This is a genomic window from Mesorhizobium sp. M4B.F.Ca.ET.214.01.1.1 (assembly GCF_004791545.1).
Taxonomy (GTDB): domain Bacteria; phylum Pseudomonadota; class Alphaproteobacteria; order Rhizobiales; family Rhizobiaceae; genus Mesorhizobium; species Mesorhizobium abyssinicae.
The window spans coordinates 1-279 of sequence record NZ_SRUX01000309.1 but is presented as its reverse complement, the minus strand read 5'-3'; the positions used below and the strand labels follow the sequence as shown (position 1 = coordinate 279).

Below are 279 nucleotides of genomic sequence, written 5' to 3'. Positions count from 1 at the left end.
CTGGGGACATGGCTATGTCACCGAAGCGGCGCAGTCGCTGCTCGTGATGGCCTTTGACGAAAAGGAGACGCCGGAAATCGTCTCCTTCGCTGTCTGGAACAACCACCGTTCGACCGCCGTGATGGAGCGAATCGGGCTGAAACGTGATCCCTCGCGGGATTTCGACCATCCCCGCGTGCCCGCAGAGACGCATCCCCATCTGCGTCCGCACGTCACCTATGCGCTGACGCTGGAGCAATGGCGGGCGCGTTGACGTCGTGACCCGCCGGTCCGGAATTA

The 279-nt window shown here is 62.7% G+C and carries 1 protein-coding gene; it reads left to right on the top strand.

Annotation, left to right across the window (positions count from 1 at the left end):
- The coding region (locus tag EN857_RS34360) for a GNAT family protein (protein ID WP_135897751.1) at nucleotides 1–253 on the top strand (253 nt) is incomplete at its 5' end.
- Nucleotides 254–279 lie beyond the last annotated feature (26 nt).